This is a genomic window from Bradyrhizobium sp. UFLA05-89 (assembly GCF_059803475.1).
Genome location: NZ_JBANBA010000004.1, coordinates 141977 through 161937, shown reverse-complemented (window position 1 = coordinate 161937; position 19961 = coordinate 141977). Strand labels below are relative to the sequence as shown.

The window sequence follows — 19961 nt, the reverse complement described above, 5'->3', positions numbered from 1 at the left end:
ACCCGAGGCGCCCTAGCTAAAAACAACGGGCACGCCAACGACTTAAGAGGGCGAAGAGGACAAAAATGGGCATCAACCAGGGTCCGATCAGTCTCGATCAGAAATACACCCAATCCACGGGACACGTCTTCACCACGGGAATTCAGGCACTCGTCCGTCTGCCCATGGCCCAGATCCGGCGCGACCGCGCCGCGGGTCTGAACACTGCAGGCTTCATCTCCGGCTATCGTGGCTCGCCGCTCGGCGGCTACGACCAGCAGCTCTTCGCCGCCCGCAAGCACCTCGAACAGTACAACATCAAGTTCCAGCCCGGCGTGAACGAGGACCTCGCCGCCACCGCTATCTGGGGCTCGCAGCAGCTCAATCTCTCGCCCGGCGCCAAGTACGACGGCGTCGTCGGCATCTGGTACGGCAAGGGTCCCGGCGTCGACCGCTGCGGCGACGTCTTCCGCCATGGCAATGCTGCGGGCTCGGCCAAGAACGGCGGCGTGCTGTGCCTTGCCGGCGATGACCATGGGGCAAAGTCCTCGACCGTCCCGCATCAGTCCGACCATGCCTTCATCTCGGCGCTGATGCCCTATCTCTATCCGTCCAGCATTCATGAGATGATCGAGATGGGCCTGCTCGGCATCGCGATGTCGCGCTATTCGGGCTGCTGGGTCGGCATGAAGGTGATCACGGAGACGGTGGAGACCACCGCCGAGATCGATCTCACCGACGAGATGAAGCCCTTCATCATCCCCACCGATTTCGAGCTGCCGCCCGGCGGCCTCAATCTGCGCTGGCCCGACGACCGCTTCGAGCAGGACCGCCGCCTCCAGGACTACAAGGGCTATGCGGCGATCGCCTTTGCCCGCGCCAACAAGGTCAACCGCGTCACGATGGACTCCCCGAACGCCCGTTACGGCATCATGGCGTCGGGCAAGAGCTATGAGGACGTGCGGCAAGCGCTGCGCGAACTCGGCGTCACCGAGGAGGTCGCCGCCAAGATCGGCCTTCGCCTCTACAAGATCGGCATGCCCTGGCCGCTGGAGCCGGAGGGCGTACGGCAGTTCGCGGTCGGCCTCGAGGAGATCTTCATCGTCGAGGAACGCCGCGAGATCGTCGAGAACCAGGTCAAGCAGGAGCTGTTCAACTGGCGCGACGACGTCCGCCCGCGCATCGTCGGCAAGATGGACGACCACGACAAGCGATTCCTCACCTTCGCCGCCGAGCTGAGCGTCGCATCGCTTGCAAGCTCGATCACCGAGCGGCTCCTTCGACTTAATCTCAACCCTGAGATCGCCGAGATGCTCCGCGCCAAGGCCGACTGGTTCAACGGCCGCCAGGCGACCCAGATGCAGGCCACCGCGCCGGTCTCCCGGACCCCTTACTTCTGCTCCGGCTGCCCCCACAACACATCGACGAAAGTCCCCGAAGGCAGCCGCGCCATGGCCGGCATCGGCTGTCACTTCATGGCGCTGTGGATGGACCGCTCGACCGAAACGTTCACCCATATGGGCGGCGAGGGCGTGCCGTGGGTCGGCATCGCGCCCTTCACCAACGAAAACCACATTTTTGCGAACCTCGGCGACGGCACTTATTTCCACTCCGGCATTCTTGCGATCCGCCAGGCGATCGCCTCCAAGGCCAACATCACATACAAGATTCTCTACAACGATGCGGTGGCGATGACCGGCGGTCAGCGCCATGACGGCGATCTCTCGCCGCAGAAGATCATGGCCCAGCTTCACGCCGAGGGTATCAGCGAGATCTACCTGGTCTCGGAAAATCCCGACGCGTATCCGGCCAACTCCATCGCGCCCGGCGTGAAGAAGTATCATCGCGACGAGCTCGAGAACGTCATGAAGATATGCCGGGAGTACAAGGGCACGTCGGCGATCGTCTTCGTGCAGACCTGCGCCGCCGAGAAGCGCCGCCGCCGCAAGCGCGGCCTGATGGAGGATCCGCCGCGCCGCGTGATGATCAACCCGGCGGTCTGCGAGGGCTGCGGCGACTGCTCGGTGCAGTCGAACTGCATCTCGGTCGAGCCGCTGGAGACCGAGTTCGGCCGCAAGCGCACCATCAACCAGTCCTCGTGCAACAAGGACTATTCCTGCCTCAAGGGCTTCTGTCCGTCCTTCGTCACCATCGACGGCGGCGCGCCGCGCCATCGCGCACCGGCGGAGCTGGCCGATATCGGTGAGCTGCCGGAGCCCACCTCGCGTCCGGCGCTGGACAAGCCCTACAACGTCGCCGTCGGCGGCGTCGGCGGCACTGGCGTGCTCACAATCGGCGCGCTGCTCGGCATGGCCGCCCATATCGAGGGCAAGGCCTCGATGATCCTCGACATGTCCGGCCTCGCACAAAAGGGCGGTGCGGTGCTGAGCCATGTCCGCCTGTCGGATCATCCGGCGGAAGTGACATGCTCGCGTATCGTCACGGGCACGGCGGATCTCGTGCTCGCCGCGGACGAGGTCGTCGCGGTCGCCAAGGATACGATATCGCTCTGCGATAGCAGCCGCACCCGTGGCATCATCAACAGCCACGTCATTCCCACCGCCGATTTCATCCTGAACCGTGACTTCAATTTCCAGACCCGAAAGCTGAATGCGGTGCTGGAGACAGCGCTGCACAAGGACTCCACCTTCTTCGACTTCACCAAGCCCGCGGAGCAGCTCCTGGGCGACGCCATCGCCACCAACATGATGATGATGGGCTACGCCTATCAGAAGGGCCTCTTGCCCGTCGGCGCCGAGGCGATCGAGCAGGCGATCGAGGTCAACGGCGTCGCGATCAAGATGAACAAGGAAGCCTTCCGCCTCGGCCGTCTCGCGGTCGCCGATCCCAAGCGGCTCGCCGACATGCTGAAGGGCCAGGACGAGGTCGTCGCGCCAAAGAGCCTTGAGGCGATGACGCTGGATGAGATCATCGAACATCGCGCCAAGCATCTCACCGCCTACCAGAACGGCCGCCTCGCAAAGCGCTATCGCAAGCTGGTCGACCAGGTTCGCAATGCCGCTGTAAAGGGCGGCTATGGCGAGGCGCTCCCGCGCGCAGTCGCCGTCAACTATGCAAAGCTGCTCGCCTACAAGGACGAGTACGAGGTCGCGCGGCTCTTCACCGACGGCCAGTTCGAACAGCAGCTCCGCGACCAGTTCGAAGGCGACTTCAAGTTCAGCTTCAACCTCGCGCCGCCGATCCTCAGCAATGGCGTCGATGCGCAGGGCCGCCCGAAGAAGCGCGCCTTCGGCCCGTGGATGCTGGGCGCTTTCCGCTGGCTGGCGAAACTCCGCTTCCTGCGCGGCACCCCGCTGGACATTTTTGGCTACTCGGCCGACCGCAAGCTCGAGCGCGACCTGATCAATGGCTACGAGAAGGACGTCGCCACCGTGCTTGGCCTGTTGTCGTCGGTCACCCACGACACCGCAGTGGAATTGTTGTCGCTGCCCGATCGCATCCGCGGCTACGGCCCCGTGAAGGAAAAGGCGGTGGAAGCCGCGAAAGCCCGCTACGCCCAGCTCGCTGCGGACTTGGCGAACCCGCCACCCGCACCGCGCCAGATCGCGGCGGAGTAGGGTGTGTTCGTGCCCCGAATGCATCTGCCGTAGGGTGGGCAAAGGCGCAAAGCGCCGTGCCCACCATCTCGCCGCGACCTCGGCAGAAGAGGTGGGCACGCTGCGCTTTGCCTACCTACAGCACCACAATCTATTGTATTGCGCGGCCGGCCAGATACCCATTGCTACTTTGCATGGGGTTGATTTCGATAAAAATGAAATCGCGACGAGCCGTCGGGCAAATCACCTTTACGATTTCGTCCGATCGAAGCTCTCGTGCCCCGGACGCAGCGCAGCGCTACTTCAGCGGTGCGCCGCAGAGCCGGGGCTCATGTTGCAATGATCTTCGCAGCGGCGTGGGTCCCGGCTCTGCACAGCAACGCTTGCGCGTTGCAGCGCGTCCAGGACACGAGACTATCGGTGCACTTGCGCCCACCCGCTGCGCTCTCGCCTGACGGAATATTTCCGCGCTTGCCAAGCCCGCCGCAGCGCGTCAGAAAAACGGAGCAAGAAGAAACGCCAGCGGAGACTCGACTTGACCATCAAGGGCAAGGCCTACATTGCCGGGATCTATGAGCACCCGACCCGGCATGCGCCGGACAAATCCACCGCGCAGCTCCACGCCGAGGTCGCCAAGGGAGCGATCGAGGATGCCGGGCTCAGCAAGGACGACGTCGACGGCTATTTCTGCGCCGGCGATGCCCCGGGCGGCGCCTGGCCGATGGTCGATTATCTCGGCCTGAACACGAAAAAGCTCCGCCACGTCGACTCCACTGAAACCGGTGGCTGTTCCTACATCATCCACCTCGGCCACGCGGCCGAAGCGATCGCCGCGGGAAAATGCTCGGTCGCGCTGATCACGCTCGCCGGCAAGCCGCGCACCGGCCCAATGCCGCCGCGCGCGGCCGGTGCCGAACTCGATTTCGAGTCCGCTTATGGCGCGACCACCCACAATGCCTATGGCATGTGTGCCATGCGTCACATGCACGACTATGGCACCACCAGCGAGCAGCTCGCCTGGATCAAGGTCGCAGCCTCCCATCACGCGCAATACAATCCGCATGCGATGCTCAAGGACGTCGTCACCGTCGGGGACGTCTTGAACTCGCCGATGATCTCCGATCCGCTGCACCGCATGGATTGCTGCGTCGTCTCCGACGGCGGCGGCGCGCTGATCGTGACGACGCCAGAGATTGCCAAGAGTCTGAAGAAGCCGCTTGTGCGCCTGATCGGTCATGGCGAAGCGATGAAGGGCCCGCGCGGCGGCAAGGATCTCGACCTTACTTACTCCGCCGGCGTGTGGTCCGGCCCGCGCGCCTTCGAAGAAGCGGGCATCACGCCGAAGGACATCAAATACGCCTCGATCTACGACAGCTTCACTATCACGGTGCTGATGCAGCTCGAGGATCTCGGCTTCTGCAAGAAGGGCGAGGGCGGCAAATTCGTCTCTGACGGCAATCTGATCTCGGGCGTCGGCAAACTGCCCTTCAACACCGACGGCGGTGGCCTCTGCAGCAACCATCCCGTCAACCGCGGCGGCATGACCAAGATCATCGAGGCCGTCAGGCAGCTGCGCGGCGAGGCGCATCCGAAGGTGCAGGTTCCGAATTGCGATCTCGCCGTCGCCCACGGCACCGGCGGATTGTTGGGCGTCCGCCATGCCGCCTCGACGGCCATTCTGGAGCGCGTGTGATGAGCGAGACGAGAAAATATCCGGCTCCGGTGACCAACGCCGAGAGTGCGCCGTTCTGGGACGCGGCTCGCCAAGGCAAGTTCATGATCAAGCGCTGCACCGCCTGCGGCGAAGCGCACTACTTCCCGCGCGCGATCTGTCCGTTCTGCTTCTCAGACAAGACGGTGTGGGAGGAGTCTTCGGGCGAGGGCACCATCTACACCTACAGCCTGATGCGGAAATCGCCGACCGGCCCCTATGCGATCGGCTACGTCACGCTGAAGGAGGGCCCCTCACTCCAGACCAATTTCGTCGATTGCGATCTGACGACGCTGAAGATCGGCCAGAAGGTGAAGGTGGCGTGGAAGCCCACCGACGGCGCACCGCTGCCGTTCTTCACGCCGGTGTAGCACGGTCCTCATCCTGAGGAGCTTGCGAAGCAAGCGTCTCGAAGGATGGCCACAGTGGAAAACGCTTCCGGGCATCCTCATGGTTCGAGACGGCGCAAGAGCGCCTCCTCACCATGAGGATGGGAAGCAGCGGGAGGAAACTGAAAAAATGTCCGTCAGATACGACGAACTCAAAGCCCTCAAAAACCTCGGCCAGAAATACGCCTACAGCGATCGCGAGGTGATGCTCTACGCCTATGGCATTGGGCTCGGTGCTGATCCGATGGACGAGAACGAGCTCGCCTTCGTCAACGAGGGCGCGCTGACGCCGCGGCCGCTCAAGGTGGTGCCGACGTTTGCTTCCGTTGCGGCGTGGGGCTCTGGGCCGGGCGAGATGAATCTCAACCGCGTCATGGTGGTCGACGGCGAGCGCGACATCACGTTCCACCAGCCCTTGCCGGCCGCGGCCCACATCACCGCCGACTCCTCGGTGCTCGAAGTCTACGACAAGGGCAAGGACAAGGGCGTGGTGATCAGCCACCAGACTGTGCTGAAGAACGAGAAGGGCGAGAAGCTCGCAACCCTCGTCGCTTCGCGCTTCGCCCGCGGCGACGGCGGCTTCGGTGGGCCGAACCTGACCCAGCCCGATCCGCACAAGATCCCATCGCGCGCGCCGGATAGAACCGTCGACATCTCGACGCGCCCCGACCAGGCGCTGGTCTATCGCCTCTGCGGCGACCGCAACCCGCTGCACTCCGATCCCGAGTTCGCGAAGAAGGCCGGCTTCCCGCGCCCGATCCTGCACGGCATGTGCACCTACGGCATCACCTGCCGCGGTGTGCTCCAGACCTATGCCGACTACGATCCAAGCGCCTTTCGCCAGCACATCGCGCGGTTCTCATCGCCCGTCTATCCCGGCGAGACCGTGACCATGGACATGTGGAAGGACGGCAACGTGATCTCGTTCGAGGCGAAGGTGAAGTCGCGCGGCGTCACCGTGATCAAGAACGGCAAGACGGTACTTGGCTAACGCGGCGCAGCACGCGGTGATGCGACGCCCATTGCCGCCGCAAGGGAGTAGGTCCCGGCTCTGCGACGCAGCGTTTAACGCTGCATCGCGTTCGGGACACGAGAAAGAAAAATAGGGAGAAGCCACCATGGGACTACTCGACGGCAAGGTTGCGCTGATCACCGGCGCGGGCGGCGGGCTCGGTGAAGCCTACGCAAAGCTGTTTGCGCGGGAAGGGGCGGCGGTCGTCGTCAACGACCTCGGTGGTCCCCGAGACGGCTCCGGTGCCGACAAGTCGATGGCGCAGCAGGTGGTCGACGCGATCAAGGCAGAAGGCGGCCGCGCGGTCGCCAACGGCGCTGATATCTCAACGATGGAAGGCGGCCAGTCGGTGTTCGACGACGCCATCAAGCACTTTGGTCGTGCCGATATCCTCGTCAACAACGCCGGCATCTTGCGCGACCAGACGTTTGCCAAGGCGGAGGAGGCTGACTGGGACAAGGTGATCAAGGTGCATCTGAAGGGCACCTTCTGTTGCACATTGCCGGTGTTTCGCTGGATGCGGGAAAATGGCGGCGGCGTCATCGTCAACACCTCCTCGACCTCGGGCCTGATCGGCAATTTCGGCCAGACCAACTACGGCGCGGCCAAGGGCGGCATCTGGGGCCTGTCCAACGTGCTGGCGATCGAGGGCCGCAAATACAACATCCGGATCTGGACGCTGGCGCCGGGCGCGCTGACCCGCATGACCGCAGACCTGCCCCGCTATAAGGAGAACCCCGGTGCGGCGCTCGGGCCGGACGGCATCGCGCCGGCCGTGCTATACATGGTCAGCGATTTGTCGGGCGATCAGACCGGCAAGGTGCTGGGCGTGTCCGGGCCTCGCGGCGTGCGCGAAATGCGGATGATGGAGATGGAAGGCTGGAAACCGCCGCACACGGGCTGGAAGGCCCAGGACATCGTCGATAACGCCAGGGAGATCTTCTTCTCCGAGGACGAGATCAAGAAGTCGGCGCGGCGGTTTTAGGCTGACGTTGTCGTTCCGGGGCACGCGAAGCGTGAACCCCAATGCGCAATTGCGCATTGTGGAACCCCGAGATTCCGGGTTCGATGCTGCGCATCGCCCCGGAATGACGAACAAAGGACAGAGCACTGATGAAACTCACCGCCGAAGCCAAGGGCACTTTCGCGATCGCGCCGACGCCATTCCACGATGACGGTCGCATCGACGAGCGCTCGATCGATCGCCTGACCGATTTCTACGAACAGGCCGGCTGTGATGGCGTGACCGTGCTCGGCATCCTCGGTGAGGCGCCGAAGCTCGATGCCGCCGAGGCCGAGCAGGTGGCGGTTCGCTTCGTCAAGCGCGCCAAGAAGATGCAAGTGATCGTCGGCGTCTCCGCGCCGGGTTTTGCCACCATGCGCTCGCTCGCAAAGGCCTCGATGGAGGCGGGCGCCGCCGGCGTGATGATTGCGCCGCCGCCATCCTTGCGCACCGACGATCAGATCGTTGGCTATTTCAAGCAGGCGGCCGAAGCGATCGGCCCCGACGTGCCTTGGGTGCTTCAGGATTATCCGCTGACCCTGTCTGTCGTGTTCACCCCCGCGGTGATCCGCAAGATCGTCATGGACAATCCGAACTGCGTCATGCTCAAGCACGAGGACTGGCCGGGCCTGGAAAAAATCTCAACATTACGCAATTTCCAGAAGGACGGCTCGCTGCGGCCGCTCTCGATCCTCTGCGGCAATGGCGGCCTGTTCCTGGACTTCGAGATGGAACGTGGCGCCGACGGCGCGATGACCGGTTATGCCTTCCCCGAACTCCTGATCGACGTCGTGCGCCTTTCGAGGGAAAGCAAGCGCGATGCCGCGCATGACCTGTTCGATGCCCATCTGCCGCTGATCCGCTACGAGCAGCAGCCGGGCGCCGGCCTTGCGGTGCGCAAATACGTGCTCCAGAAGCGCGGTATCATCGCCTCAAGCGCGCAGCGCAAGCCTGGCGCGACCATCACGCCGGCGGCGAAAGCGGAGGTCGACTATCTGCTGTCGCGCGTGGCCCGTATCGACAAGCGCGCCAATCTCCAGCCGCAATCGAGCGCCGCAGGTTAGTTGCATGCCAGAAACCGCCGCATCACGCCCTGCTTCGACGATCCTATTGCTGCGCGACGGCGCTGTTAAGGAAGTCGAAGTCTTCATGATGGTGCGTCACCATCAGATCGAGTTCAACTCGGGCGCGCTGGTGTTTCCCGGCGGCAGCGTCGATGCCGGCGACAAGGAGATCATCGCGCGGCCTGCGCTTTATGCGGGCGGCGATGGGCTCTCGGATGCCGATCTCGGATTCCGGATCGCGGCGATCCGCGAGACGTTTGAAGAGAGCGGCATCTTGCTGGCGCGCGAGAAGGGCTCCTCCGCGCCGGTCGGTGCCAAGCGTGCCGGCGCGATCGCGGACGCTCATCGCGTCGCACTCAACGAGCACAAGATCAGCTTCCTCAGCATCCTCTCCGACAACGGCCTCCAGCTCGCGCTCGATGCCCTGGTGCCCTATGCGCATTGGATCACGCCGGAGGGCATGCCAAAGCGCTTCGACACCTGGTTCTTCCTCGCCGCCGCGCCGCCCGACCAGCTCGGCGCCCATGATGGAAGGGAGTCGACGGATTCGATCTGGGTCTCCCCGCGCGAAGCCGTGGCGGGCGGCGAAAGCGGCCGCTTCAAGCTGCCATTCCCAACCACACGCAATCTGATCCGGCTTGCCAAGCAGCCGACGGTGTCGTCCGCTCTCGACCATGCCCGCAGCATGTCCATCGTTACGGTGATGCCGGTGATGACGAAGACTGAAACGGGTCGCCAGCTCCGCATCCCCCGCGAAGCCGGCTACGACGGAGAGGTGTTCGAGGTCGGCGCGCTCGGCTGACATAGTTCGATACGCAGCGAAGTATTTGGAGTTGGGTGCGCGGTAGGTTCCGTCCGATATCAGGACGGAATCGTCATGGACGCCACTCACCAAAACACGACAATCACCGTCGAGCTCGCATTGCTGCTCCTGCTTGCGACGCTCTGGGGCGGCTCCTACACCTTCATCAAGCTCGGCGTCGCCACCATTGCGCCGATTACGCTGATCGCGGCGCGCACTGCGATCGCGGGCACGCTGCTGCTGATGGTCATGCGCCTGCGCGGCATCGCGATGCCGACTGATCTTGCGACCTGGCGCCGCTTTGCCTTCCAGGCCTGCCTCAACAGCGTGGTTCCCTGGACCCTGATCGCCTGGGGCGAGCGCTATGTCGATGCGGCGCTCGCCACCATCCTCAACTCGGCAGCGCCGATCTTCACCTTCCTGTTTACGGCCCTGGTCACAAGGCACGAAGCCACCACGGCGCGAAAACTGTTCGGCGTCGTTGCCGGGATGGCCGGCATCTGCCTGATCGTCGGCGTCGATGCATTCCATGATATCGGCCGCGGCCTCGTCGCCGAAACCGCAATCGTGGCGGCAACGCTGTGCTACGCCTGCGCAGCCATCTTCAGTCGCGGCTTCAGGGGGCTCGATCCGATGGCGCCGGCCGCAGGCTCGCTGCTCGCGGGCGCCGCCGTCCTGATCCCGGCCTCGCTCGCCATCGAGCAGCCCTGGACGCTGTCGCCCTCGCCAGGTTCCGTCCTCGCACTGCTGGCGCTCGCCGTGTTTTCGACGGCTGCGGCCTTTGTGATCTATTTCCGTCTGATCCAGACCCTCGGTTCGGTCGGCACCACCGCACAGGCCTATCTGCGCGTGCCGATCGGCGTCGCCATCAGCGTAGCGTTCCTCGGCGAGAGCCTGAGCCAGACGGCGTGGATCGGGCTCACCTCAGTCGTCATCGGCGTCGCCGCCATGGCCATCCCGGGAAGCGCTGTGCGGATGGCTAAGATATGGTAAAAAACCGGTCCCGCCGGCCGGTCGAGGCATGTTCCCCCGGGGGTGGAATACGTCGTATATTGGGACCGAATGGAGTCCGGTCCTGACCAAATGCCTGCCGAACTGACGCCGAATTCGCACCCGAAGCGAGCGTTTTCGCTCTCGATCGGTCAATTGACGTTCGGCAGCTTCATCCTGGTGCTGGCCGTGATCATCGTCACCTCGACCGCGAGTGTGATCGCGATCCGCCATATCGACTCGACCTTCGCCGAGCTCCAGCGCCTGCAGAGCGTCGGCGATCTCGCCGAGGATATCGACCGCCGCATGAACGAATTGCGGCTCGCTGCACGCGATTTCGTCACCGACCCCGGCGCCGGCATCCAGTTCAAGCAGCTCGGGGAAGCCGCCTCGACGCTGAGCGACATCCTGAAGAAGACCCGTATCGAGCTCGCTCCCGAGCAGCAGGACATGATCGATGGGGTCACCGAGCGCCTTGCGACCTATCGGAGCGGGCTGGACCGGATCTCGGCCTTGATCGATCGCCGTGCGCAGTTGCTCGCCGGCCTGCCGCCGCTGCGCGAGGCGTTCGACACAGCCGTTGCCGAAACCGGCGATCGGGAGCTCGCGTCCCGGTTGTCGGAGGCTCAGAGCCGGATCGCACTCGGCTTGCTTGCCCGCAATCCGTCGGCGGCCGAGCAGGCGGCGCAAGGCATGCGGACCTTGACCATTCCCGATGCCAGGCTGAGATCGGCGGTCAATAACTATTCCGAAGCCATCACCGCCGTCGCGGTCCGCGAACGCCAGATCGCCGATATTGACAGCGAAGTGCTGGGGACCGAGGGCAGGCTGATCGGGCGCGTCACCGAGTTGCTGCGCGAGGTCAGCGCCCGGCGCGGGCACGTGCTGTCGCGGGATTTCGCCCGGACGCTGGCGGAGGCGAGGTGGCAGAGCATCGTGCTCGGCACCATCGGCGTGCTGATCGGCATCATTGCTGCCGGGTTCGTGGTGCGCCGGACGGTGCGTCCGCTGGCCCAGATCGCGCGATCGATCCGCGCTCTTGCGGCGGGCGAGAAGAACACATCCATCCCGTCCGCCGAACTCGACAACGAGATCGGCGACATCGCGCGCGCCGCGGAGGTGTTCCGACGCGCCCTGGAAGAAGCCGACACCGCTCGCGAGGCAGCGGTCCGCGCGCTCACCGAGCAGCGCCTCGCGGAAGAAAGCTACCGCAAGCTATTCGAGGGATCGGTCGACGGCATTTACGTCACCACGCCGGCCGGCGATCTCCTCAACGCCAATCCGGCGTTGGCGCGGATGATGGGCTATGATAGCCCGCAGCACCTCATCGACAGCATCAGCGATATCGCTCACACGATCTACGTCCATGCCGAGGCGCGGGAGGAGTATCAGCGCCTGATGGAACGCGACGGGATGGTGCGCGAGTTCGAGTACCAGGTGCGCCAGCGCAGCGGCAACATCCTGTGGCTGTCCGACAGCGCGAGCGGCGTCCGGGACGAGGAGGGAAGGATCGTCCGCTACGAGGGGACGCTGCGCGACATCACCGACCAGAAGCGCGCGGAAGACGCTATCGCCGAAGGCCGGCGGCTGTTGCAGCAGGTCATCGACACCGTGCCGGCCGTCATCAACGTCAAGGACCGCGATCTTCGCTACGTGCTGATGAACCGTTACATGGCCGGCATCTTCGGCATCGAGCCCGGTGACGCGCTTGGACGCACCACCGCGGACCTGATGTCGCGCTACGGCGCGGCCAAGACCGACGAGAACGACAAGCGGGTGTTGAAGTTTCGCAAGGGTCTTGGCTTCTACGAGGAGGAGTACGAGGATTCCTCCGGCAACATGCGGCAATGGTTGGTCAACAAGCTGCCGCTGCTCGATGCCGATGGCGAGATCGAGCGGATCGTCACCGTGGCGCTCGACATCGGCGAGCGCAAACGCGGCGAGCAGGAGATGCGTAAGGCGAAGGAAGCCGCCGAGACGGCACTGCGCAATCTGCGCGAGACCCAGGCTTCGCTGATCGAAGCAGAGAAGCTCGCGGCGCTCGGGCGGCTGGTCGCGGGCGTCGCGCATGAAGTCAACAATCCCGTCGGCATCAGCCTGACGGTGGCGTCCGCGCTGGAGCGAAAGACGGCGGTGTTTTCGTCCGAGGTCGAGCGCGGCGGGTTGCGCCGCTCGACACTCAACGACTACCTCAACACCAGCCGCGATGCATCCTCGCAGCTCGTCGCCAATCTCAACCGCGCGGCCGAGCTGATCCAGTCGTTCAAGCAGGTGGCCGCCGACCGCAACTATTCGGATCAGCGCACCTTTGACCTTGCCGACCTCACCGAGCAGGTGGTGCTGAGCCTGCGACCGGGCCTGCGCAAGCACAACCTGACGCTCAATGTCGAGTGCCAGCCCAACCTGATCATGAACAGCTATCCGGGCCCGTACGGCCAGGTGCTGACCAACCTGTTCCTCAATTCCGTCGCGCACGCCTTCCCCGACGGGCGACCGGGTCTCATCGACATCCGGGTACGCGAATCCGGCAAGGACAATGTCGAGATCATCTTCTCCGACAATGGCTGCGGCATGTCGCTGGACGTCCGGCGCCGCGCTTTCGATCCGTTCTTCACCACACGACGCGACCAGGGCGGCACCGGCCTCGGCCTGCACATCGTCTACAGCATCGTCACCAACCGGTTGGGCGGACGTCTCGATCTCGACTCCGAGCAGGGCGGCGGCACGCGCATCCAGATGATCCTGCCGCGCGTTGCGCCGCTGGAGCTGGCCGCGGAATAGCGCATCCCTAATCGATGTCTGCGAGCTTGTGCAGCGTGGCGCCAAAGATCAGGCTCGCCTTGCCAACCAGCGCAGTTCCCGTCATCTCCGCGCGCGTATCGGTGAAGGTGCCGCTGACGCCGATGCCGACCGGCGCCGGACCGCCGAACAGGGGATTGTCGTCGCCGCGCGGCGAGGTGTGCCGCTGCACCAGCACCTCGCCCTTGAAGGTGTTGTCCTTCACCGTGTAACTGCCGCTGTAATAGAGATAGGCATCGCCGCCGAGAATCTGGCCGTCGCGAAACAGGATTACGCCGCTGCCCTTGCCGACGCGTCCATCGAGCAGCGTCACGTGAATCGAATAAAGACCGTTCTTCATGAAGTCCCGCGGCCGGCTGCCTTCGCCCCTCGGCCTGCCGGTCCGATGTTTATGCCAAAGCGCCATCCTTCGTGCAACGCGGCAGTTCGCCTGCGGCCCTATCGCCAAGCCGTAGTTGTCCCGGCTTGCGCGTGACAGGGGTATGACGGCCTCATGGAGCAGCGAGGCCCTGTGAAGCGAATCAAGTTGGCCCGCGAAATGCATAAACCCTAGTTGCACCGGCCGCGGGGTGCTGGAGCAAGACGAACGTGACCAACTGGATCAATTCCGGCGGCGATGAGCCGCGTCTATACGATGCGTGTGTAGACAATGTCAGTTGTGAAGCAAGTCGTGAAACAAGTCGTGGGCAGATCGGTAGCTCGACGCGCTGGAGACGCGCGGCGAAACTCGGTTGTGCCATACTCCTGGAGGTGCTTGCGGTCCCCTTCGGGCACGCGCGCGACCGCGGTCAATTCGTTAATACCAATGCCGAATTGAAGGCGTGGTTTGACGGCCTGCGCAGCGGCAAGGGGCCGTGTTGCTCCGACGCCGACGGGTCGGCAATCTCGGATTCCGACTGGGAAAGCAAGGACGGGCACTACCGTGTTCGCGTGCCGCGCTATGGCTTCATGATCAACGGCCAGGAGCAGGAGCTGGTGTGGGTCGATGTCCCGGAAGAGGCCGTGATTTCGGAGCCGAACCGGGTCGGGCGCACCATGGTATGGCCGATCTACGGCTACATGGGCGTCACGATCCGCTGCTTCATGCCGGGCAGCATGACATGACGATGTCAGCTCCGGCGTAGCTCGGTGGAGCTGCGCCGGATGGATCGGGCGATGCTGCGCGTCGCAGGATCAGGTGTATTTCTTGTCGCGCTCGAGCAGCTCGACTGAAATACCCTCGGGGCCGCGAATGAAGCAGATGCGAACACCGGGCCGGATCGTCGTCGGTTCGCGCGTGAACTCAACGCCCTTCGCCTTCATCTCGGCGGCAACGGCGTCGATGTCCTTCACCGCGACGCCGAAATGGTCGAGGCCCTGATGGGGATGGGGCGGGGGCGGGTTCATGGGCTTGCCGGGCTCGAGCGGTGCAATGAAGATGTTGGCGCCGCCGAGCTTGACATCGATGCGCGCCGGGCCGCGCACGATTTCGCCACCCAGCACGTCCCGCAGCCAGGCCGCCGTCGCCTCCGGATCGGGGCTGCGCAGATGGACATGGTCCCAGGTGACTACAGGCATTTCATTCCTCCCGTCGGGCTTTGCGGCTTGCGGTCATGTTAGCGATCCCCCGGGCCGATCGCCACTCGCGCATCCCTGTTACCCGAGATTCGGGTGCCTACGGGAACCCAAATCTGCCTTGCGGGTTATGCATGTGGACGGCACGCGCGAGACGCGCGTCGTCGCATATCGGGTGACGCATCCATGCTCGCAGGGCTCTATCGCGTCGATCTCAACGGTTTCGTCAAACTCGGTGCGTTGCTGAGGCCGGCTTTTTCGATGAGGCGAAGAAGCCCATTGTGGTTTGCGGCAGCGGTCCTGGTCGGCGGCGGCGCGTGGGGGCTGATGGCTGCCTCCGAAGGCAATGAGAGCGATGGGATCGAGTTGGCAACCGTCGAGCCTGAGCCTGCGCAGTCTGTGCCAGCGGCGGCTGTAGCGACCCCGGCATCAGTGCCGGCCGAACTCGATCGCCTGCGGATTTCGTCGCAAACCTGGCGCCGTGGCGGGCTCGGATCGCGGGCGCTGGTCACCTTCACGCTGCGAAATGACAATGACTATGCGGTGAAGGACGTCGAGATTGTCTGCACCTTCGCCCGCCGTGACGGAAGCCATCTCACCGATCGCAGGCGCGTGCTTGCCGAAACAGTGAACATGAAAAGCCGCAAGACGTTTGCGCATGTGCAAATCGGCTTCGTTAACGTAAACGCCAGTCAGGCCAAGTGCTCGCTGGCCGCTGCGCGACGTGTGTAAACGGCCATCTGTCGCGATAGGGGAAACCTTGCTGTCGTGCCGTTCGACCGCGAAAAAAAGTTCGCGTTGTCGTTGAACCGAAGCGGCGGCACAGGAACAAATTAAAGGATCGCCGGTTGAGGCGAAGGGCCCGTGTGCTGTTGTGCGGGTGGAGCGCTGCCAGATGCCCATCCTCCGATATTTTATGTTCGTCGGCGGCGCACTGCTTGTGCTGCTGCTGGCCGTGAATCTTACGTTGCCCGAAGGGCCGGTGGGCCCGAGCATCGTGACATCGAGCAACGAGGCGCCGCTGATCCGGATTCGCTCGGATCGCAAGCTGCCGGAACGTGTGGTGCTGGATACCAGCCAGCCGACGATTGCGTCGACAGCGCCGGTGAACATGGCAAGCGTTGCTCCGCAACCTCCTGCGCAGTCGGCAACCGGCGACGCGTCAGCCAAAGCACGTGTCCGCGAGACCTTCGCCCAGTTCATTCCGACGGAACCCAGGGGTGAGGTCAAGAAGCCGGTCCAGCCGAAGCGCAAGGTCGCCAGGCGGTCTCCACAGCCCTACTACTATGGGCAGCCGACATATTATGGTTATGGGCAGCCGATGTTCGGCAGGCCGATGCGCGTCGCGCAGCAGCCCCATTTCGGGCTCTTCAACTCGACCTGGTGAGCGTCCTCTAACCTGCCCGGATCGGGCAGGTGGGGGCTTTTGCTCGGTTAACCTCTCTGCTAATCCCAATGCAGCCGAACTGTCGGGCTCCCCAGCCTGACGGAACTCGGAACTCGCCCGGTTCCGGGCAGGATGCGCTCGTAGCTCAGCTGGATAGAGCATCGGATTTCGATTCCGAGGGTCGGGAGTTCGAATCTCTCCGAGCGCGCCAGTAGGCTGGCCGAAAAGCCGTCGAGTTCCCGGCATCGCCTCCTACCGAGCGATGGAACGGCGGCTTTTGCGGTTTCTGGCAGAAGCTTTCAAAGAACGAGCACGCCTCGCATGACGACGATCCCCGTCCCGGAGAGTTCCGGTTCGGGTGTCAACCTGATCCGCAGAATACTGCGACGGCCCATTTTTGTGCCTTGCTCGATCGTCAGATCGTTGGCCTGCAACGTCCCCGTGGCCGCGAGGGAGGCCGCAAGGGGGCCAGCAGCCGTTCCCGTCGCGGCGTCCTCCCACAGTCCCACCGTCGGATTGAAGAAGCGGGCATAGGCTGTGCCAGGCGCGTCAGGATCGAGAGCGTAGAGATAGCAGCCTTCCGCCGAGGTTTCTGACAGAACAGCGAGCAACGCACCGGCATCGGGGCGTGCCCTGTCCACAATGCCGGCATTGCGAACGTGCACCATCAGATGAGCGGCGCCGGTGTCGGCAGGTCGCGGTGGCGGCTCAGGAAGGACATCTCCGCGATCGAGGCGCAGGGCGGCAGCCAGCGGTACGATGTCTTCCAGTGGATCAGACAAGCGCAACGGCGCCTGACGCATTCGGCCGTGGACACGGCCATCGATCGATTCAAGGACGATCGGCAGGACATCCGAACCGATCTCCTGTCGGAATGTCCGCGCGGGGGTGAGCGGGCCCAGATCGCCATGTTCTCCGAGCCAGAGCCACGCACCGAGCGCATTGTGCCCAGCGCCGAATACTTCTGCGCCGCTCGCGGTGAAGGACCGTAGCTTCCAGTCTGCGCACATGCTGCGCATGATGAACGTCGTTTCGGCCTGATTGAACTCGCCCGCGATCCGTCGCATCGCATCGTCCGATAAATCGTCGGCCCCTTGCACCACGGCAAGCGGATTGCCCGACAACGGCCTGTCGGCGAAGACATCGATTAGTCCCACGACGAGGTCAGCCATGGATTCCTTCTTTTCTTGATGAGAATTTTTATTTGCGTGTTCCTTTTTGGGATCATAATCCCAATGTGCTAAAGGAGAAAAATCGAAATCCTCAGCTTAGAGATGAGTCAGATTCATCATGGCCGCTTCGCGCCTGCCGCCATTGTCGTCGCTGCGCGCCTTCGAGGCGGCGGCGCGGCGGAAAAGCTTCAAGGCCGCAGCGGAAGAATTGCTGGTGACGCCCACGGCCATCAGCCATCAGATCAGGCAACTCGAAACCTATCTGGGCTTTCGCGTTCTGGACCGTACTCTCAGGGCCGTGGCGCTGACCCGGCCGGGCCAAGCTCTCTACGAGGCTACCGCGACCGGTTTCGGCGAGATCGAGAGAACCATCTCGCGGCTGCGGGCGGACACTGAACGAACGATCGTCACCCTTTCATCCACAACGGCATTCCTGAGCCACTGGCTCATTCCGCGACTGGATTCACTGCGGCAGGCAGTTCCGGAGATCAATCTCAGGCTGCATACGTCCAATGCCGTCGAGGAACTGCGGCCGGGAGGTATCGAAGCAGCCATACGTTATGGGAGCGGGCCATTTCCCGGTGCCATCAGCGTGCCCCTTTGCGTCGACGTGTTCACGCCCGTGTGTAGCCCACATCTCGGCATATCGCGCCTGGACGATCTGCGAGGCTCGACACTGATCCATATCGACGGGCGAACCCGACCGGCACTAACGCCGGACTGGTCCCGCTGGTGCGCACAGGCGCGTGTCACGGAGGTGGATACCGATGCAGGTCCCCGTTTCTCCGATAGCATGCTGGCGGTTCAGGCCGCGATTGCCGGCCACGGCGTCGTCATAGTCAGCCGGCTCCTGATCGCCGATGCTCTTGCAGCGGGCCTGCTGGAGGCGCCGTTCGCGCAGACCTTGTCTGGCGACACCTACCATTTTTCATGCGCAATGGGATTGGAGCAGCGCCCCGACATCGCAGCGCTTCGGACATGGTTCCAAGCTGGTCTCGCGACAGGATAGCATCCCACTCAAACGCGCAGCCACTACCGGTTCTGTGATCGCATAGCACGATCAAGGAATCGCGGAGCCATAACCTCACATCGCCGCCGATGCGGTCAGCGACCGATCAGGCTGATCTGCGCCGTCCAAACGTCACGATATGCGTCAAGGCCGGAAATCGGAGTTGCGGGGACGGGCATTGGCGCCGCGATGGGGTAGGAAGGCGGCCAATGCGCAAGCATTGCGGCACCGCGGGCCGTGCCCGCGGCGTCTTCCGCGGCAAAGACGCGCTGGGTCGGTCGCAACGCGCCGAGAGTCTGACAGAAAGGAAGATTGCCGGCGAAGGCCCCCTCGACGATGAGATCGCCGCTGTTCGCTCCCATGCGCGTCAGCATCAGATCGCTGACCAGGGCACAATAGAGCGTCGCAAGCGCGGTCCGATCGCGCGTTGCGACTTCGCCGCGGATCAGGCCTTTGGTCGCCGCATAAGGTCCGCCGTGGCCGGAGAAGCAGGGTAGGGCAATCGCCCCCGAGGCGATGACGCGCGCGATCGCGTCACGATCAGGATTGCCGCTGCCGCCCGCGACGACGGCGTATTCGCGTCCGCCCATAAAGCGCCCGCAGGCGATCGGTTGGCCCAGCGCGCCGACGTTGGCGAGCGTGTCGTCGCGAGGATCGAGCTGATCGAGAGCAAGGCCCACGCTCATCAGGATCACCCAGGTGCCGGTCGACAACACGGTGAACGGCGCCTGGCGCGAGACGAGGTAGGGCAGAAGTGAAGCGTTGGAATCGTGGATACCGCAAAACACTGGCGTTTCCGGCGCCAGCCCGCATGCGGCGGCGATTTCGGCTTTGATCGGACCGAGCGGATCAAAGGCGCGGCGCAGGGGTGGCAGCAAGTGGTCGACGCCGAGCGCTTTGACGAGGCTCGAGACTTGTCCCTGCCGCGGCGCCCAGAGATCCGTATGGGCACCGAGTGTCGTGACTTCAGAGACAGCGACGCCGCTCAGGCGCCAGGTCCAATATTGCGGATAGCCGACGAAATATCTCCCTTTGGCAAAGAGGTCCGGACAGCGCCACTTCTGATAGGCGAGCTGCCGACCGAGATTGAGGCCCGCTGGCAGCTTCGGCGACAGGCTCTCCGAAAAGGGTGGCCGCAAACTGGCATAGTCGGGCTCGATCACTTCTACGCCCGTGAATTCGTAGTCCATGACCGGAGCGGCGAGCTCGCTCTCGCCGATCAAAGCCCCGGCTGCGCCATGCGCGGTCGGAACGATGGCGCTGATCTGATGCGTGCGTGCGGCCTCATCAAGCGCATCGAGGAAGAAGCTCCACGCGCTCTCAACGTCTTCGTGCGGATAGGGCGGGCCTGGTCGAATGCGGTTGGGCGCCGACTTTTCCCAGAGAAGTCGGCCGTCGTCGAACAAGGCAAGCTTTACATTTGTCTTGCCGATGTCGAGCACTGCGACCGTCTGGCCCATCATTAAGCTACATCTCAACAGGCGACGTCATGAGTGTCACGGCTGGTTTGTCATGGCCACGACGCGAAAACCA

General features: G+C 63.8%; 17 protein-coding genes and 1 tRNA gene. 14 read left to right on the top strand and 4 right to left on the bottom strand.

Annotation, left to right across the window (positions count from 1 at the left end):
• The first annotated feature begins 65 nt into the window (after nt 1–65).
• The 9 genes from SO139_RS03980 to SO139_RS03940 all read left to right on the top strand — a co-directional run bounded on the left by SO139_RS03980 (nt 66) and on the right by SO139_RS03940 (nt 13288).
• On the top strand, nt 66–3557 hold the full coding sequence (locus tag SO139_RS03980; RefSeq protein ID WP_449378009.1) for an indolepyruvate ferredoxin oxidoreductase family protein: 3492 nt from the start codon (nt 66–68) through the stop codon (nt 3555–3557).
• Between the two features lie 514 nt (nt 3558–4071).
• Nucleotides 4072–5229, top strand: a complete 1158-nt coding sequence (locus SO139_RS03975; protein WP_449378010.1) for a thiolase family protein — start codon at nt 4072–4074, stop codon at nt 5227–5229.
• Entirely contained in the window at nt 5229–5618 is a 390-nt protein-coding gene (locus SO139_RS03970; protein WP_449378011.1) for a Zn-ribbon domain-containing OB-fold protein, read from the top strand. The genes SO139_RS03975 and SO139_RS03970 overlap by 1 nt, the downstream gene beginning before the upstream one ends.
• A 148-nt stretch (nt 5619–5766) precedes the next feature.
• Entirely contained in the window at nt 5767–6627 is an 861-nt protein-coding gene (locus tag SO139_RS03965) for a MaoC family dehydratase (RefSeq protein WP_449378012.1), read from the top strand.
• 127 nt (nt 6628–6754) lie between these two features.
• Nucleotides 6755–7633, top strand: a complete 879-nt coding sequence (locus tag SO139_RS03960) for an SDR family oxidoreductase (protein ID WP_449378013.1) — start codon at nt 6755–6757, stop codon at nt 7631–7633.
• Nucleotides 7634–7761: 128 nt separating this feature from the next.
• Nucleotides 7762–8715, top strand: coding sequence for a dihydrodipicolinate synthase family protein (locus SO139_RS03955; protein ID WP_449378014.1), 954 nt, complete (start codon nt 7762–7764; stop codon nt 8713–8715).
• Nucleotides 8716–8719: 4 nt separating this feature from the next.
• The gene (locus SO139_RS03950; RefSeq protein WP_449378015.1) at nt 8720–9517 is read left to right on the top strand and encodes an NUDIX hydrolase; all 798 of its coding nucleotides are present in this window, start codon (nt 8720–8722) and stop codon (nt 9515–9517) included.
• Between the two features lie 75 nt (nt 9518–9592).
• Nucleotides 9593–10510 carry a DMT family transporter gene (locus SO139_RS03945; protein ID WP_449378016.1) on the top strand — a complete coding sequence of 306 codons (918 nt, stop codon included), beginning with the start codon at nt 9593–9595 and terminating at the stop codon, nt 10508–10510.
• A gap of 90 nt (nt 10511–10600) precedes the next feature.
• Nucleotides 10601–13288 (top strand): PAS domain S-box protein, encoded by a 2688-nt coding sequence (locus SO139_RS03940; RefSeq protein ID WP_449378017.1) that lies wholly within the window; start codon nt 10601–10603, stop codon nt 13286–13288.
• Between the two features lie 7 nt (nt 13289–13295).
• Here SO139_RS03940 and SO139_RS03935 read toward each other — a convergent pair whose 3' ends face one another.
• Nucleotides 13296–13646, bottom strand: a complete 351-nt coding sequence (locus SO139_RS03935; protein WP_449378018.1) for a GrlR family regulatory protein — start codon at nt 13644–13646, stop codon at nt 13296–13298.
• Between the two features lie 248 nt (nt 13647–13894).
• Here SO139_RS03935 and SO139_RS03930 point away from each other — a divergent pair, with 248 nt between their 5' ends.
• Nucleotides 13895–14410, top strand: a complete 516-nt coding sequence (locus SO139_RS03930; RefSeq protein WP_449378019.1) for a hypothetical protein — start codon at nt 13895–13897, stop codon at nt 14408–14410.
• 69 nt (nt 14411–14479) lie between these two features.
• Here SO139_RS03930 and SO139_RS03925 read toward each other — a convergent pair whose 3' ends face one another.
• Entirely contained in the window at nt 14480–14863 is a 384-nt protein-coding gene (locus SO139_RS03925; RefSeq protein WP_449378020.1) for a VOC family protein, read from the bottom strand.
• A gap of 324 nt (nt 14864–15187) precedes the next feature.
• On the opposite strand from SO139_RS03925, the gene SO139_RS03920 reads away from it, so the two are divergent.
• The 3 genes from SO139_RS03920 (at nt 15188) to SO139_RS03910 (ending at nt 16458) form a co-directional block, all read left to right on the top strand.
• A complete protein-coding gene (locus SO139_RS03920; RefSeq protein WP_449378021.1) occupies nt 15188–15592 on the top strand; it encodes a hypothetical protein in 405 nt (134 codons plus the stop codon).
• Between the two features lie 163 nt (nt 15593–15755).
• Nucleotides 15756–16247 carry a hypothetical protein gene (locus SO139_RS03915; RefSeq protein WP_449378022.1) on the top strand — a complete coding sequence of 164 codons (492 nt, stop codon included), beginning with the start codon at nt 15756–15758 and terminating at the stop codon, nt 16245–16247.
• A gap of 134 nt (nt 16248–16381) precedes the next feature.
• Nucleotides 16382–16458, top strand: a tRNA-Arg gene (locus tag SO139_RS03910).
• A gap of 88 nt (nt 16459–16546) precedes the next feature.
• Here the strand turns inward: SO139_RS03910 and SO139_RS03905 are convergent.
• On the bottom strand, nt 16547–17419 hold the full coding sequence (locus tag SO139_RS03905; RefSeq protein ID WP_498539690.1) for a PhzF family phenazine biosynthesis protein: 873 nt from the start codon (nt 17417–17419) through the stop codon (nt 16547–16549).
• A gap of 118 nt (nt 17420–17537) precedes the next feature.
• Here SO139_RS03905 and SO139_RS03900 point away from each other — a divergent pair, with 118 nt between their 5' ends.
• Complete coding sequence (locus tag SO139_RS03900) at nt 17538–18428, top strand: LysR substrate-binding domain-containing protein (protein WP_449378024.1); 891 nt, start codon at nt 17538–17540, stop codon at nt 18426–18428.
• A gap of 95 nt (nt 18429–18523) precedes the next feature.
• On the opposite strand, the gene SO139_RS03895 is transcribed toward SO139_RS03900, so the two are convergent.
• Complete coding sequence (locus tag SO139_RS03895; RefSeq protein WP_449378025.1) at nt 18524–19891, bottom strand: FGGY-family carbohydrate kinase; 1368 nt, start codon at nt 19889–19891, stop codon at nt 18524–18526.
• Nucleotides 19892–19961 lie beyond the last annotated feature (70 nt).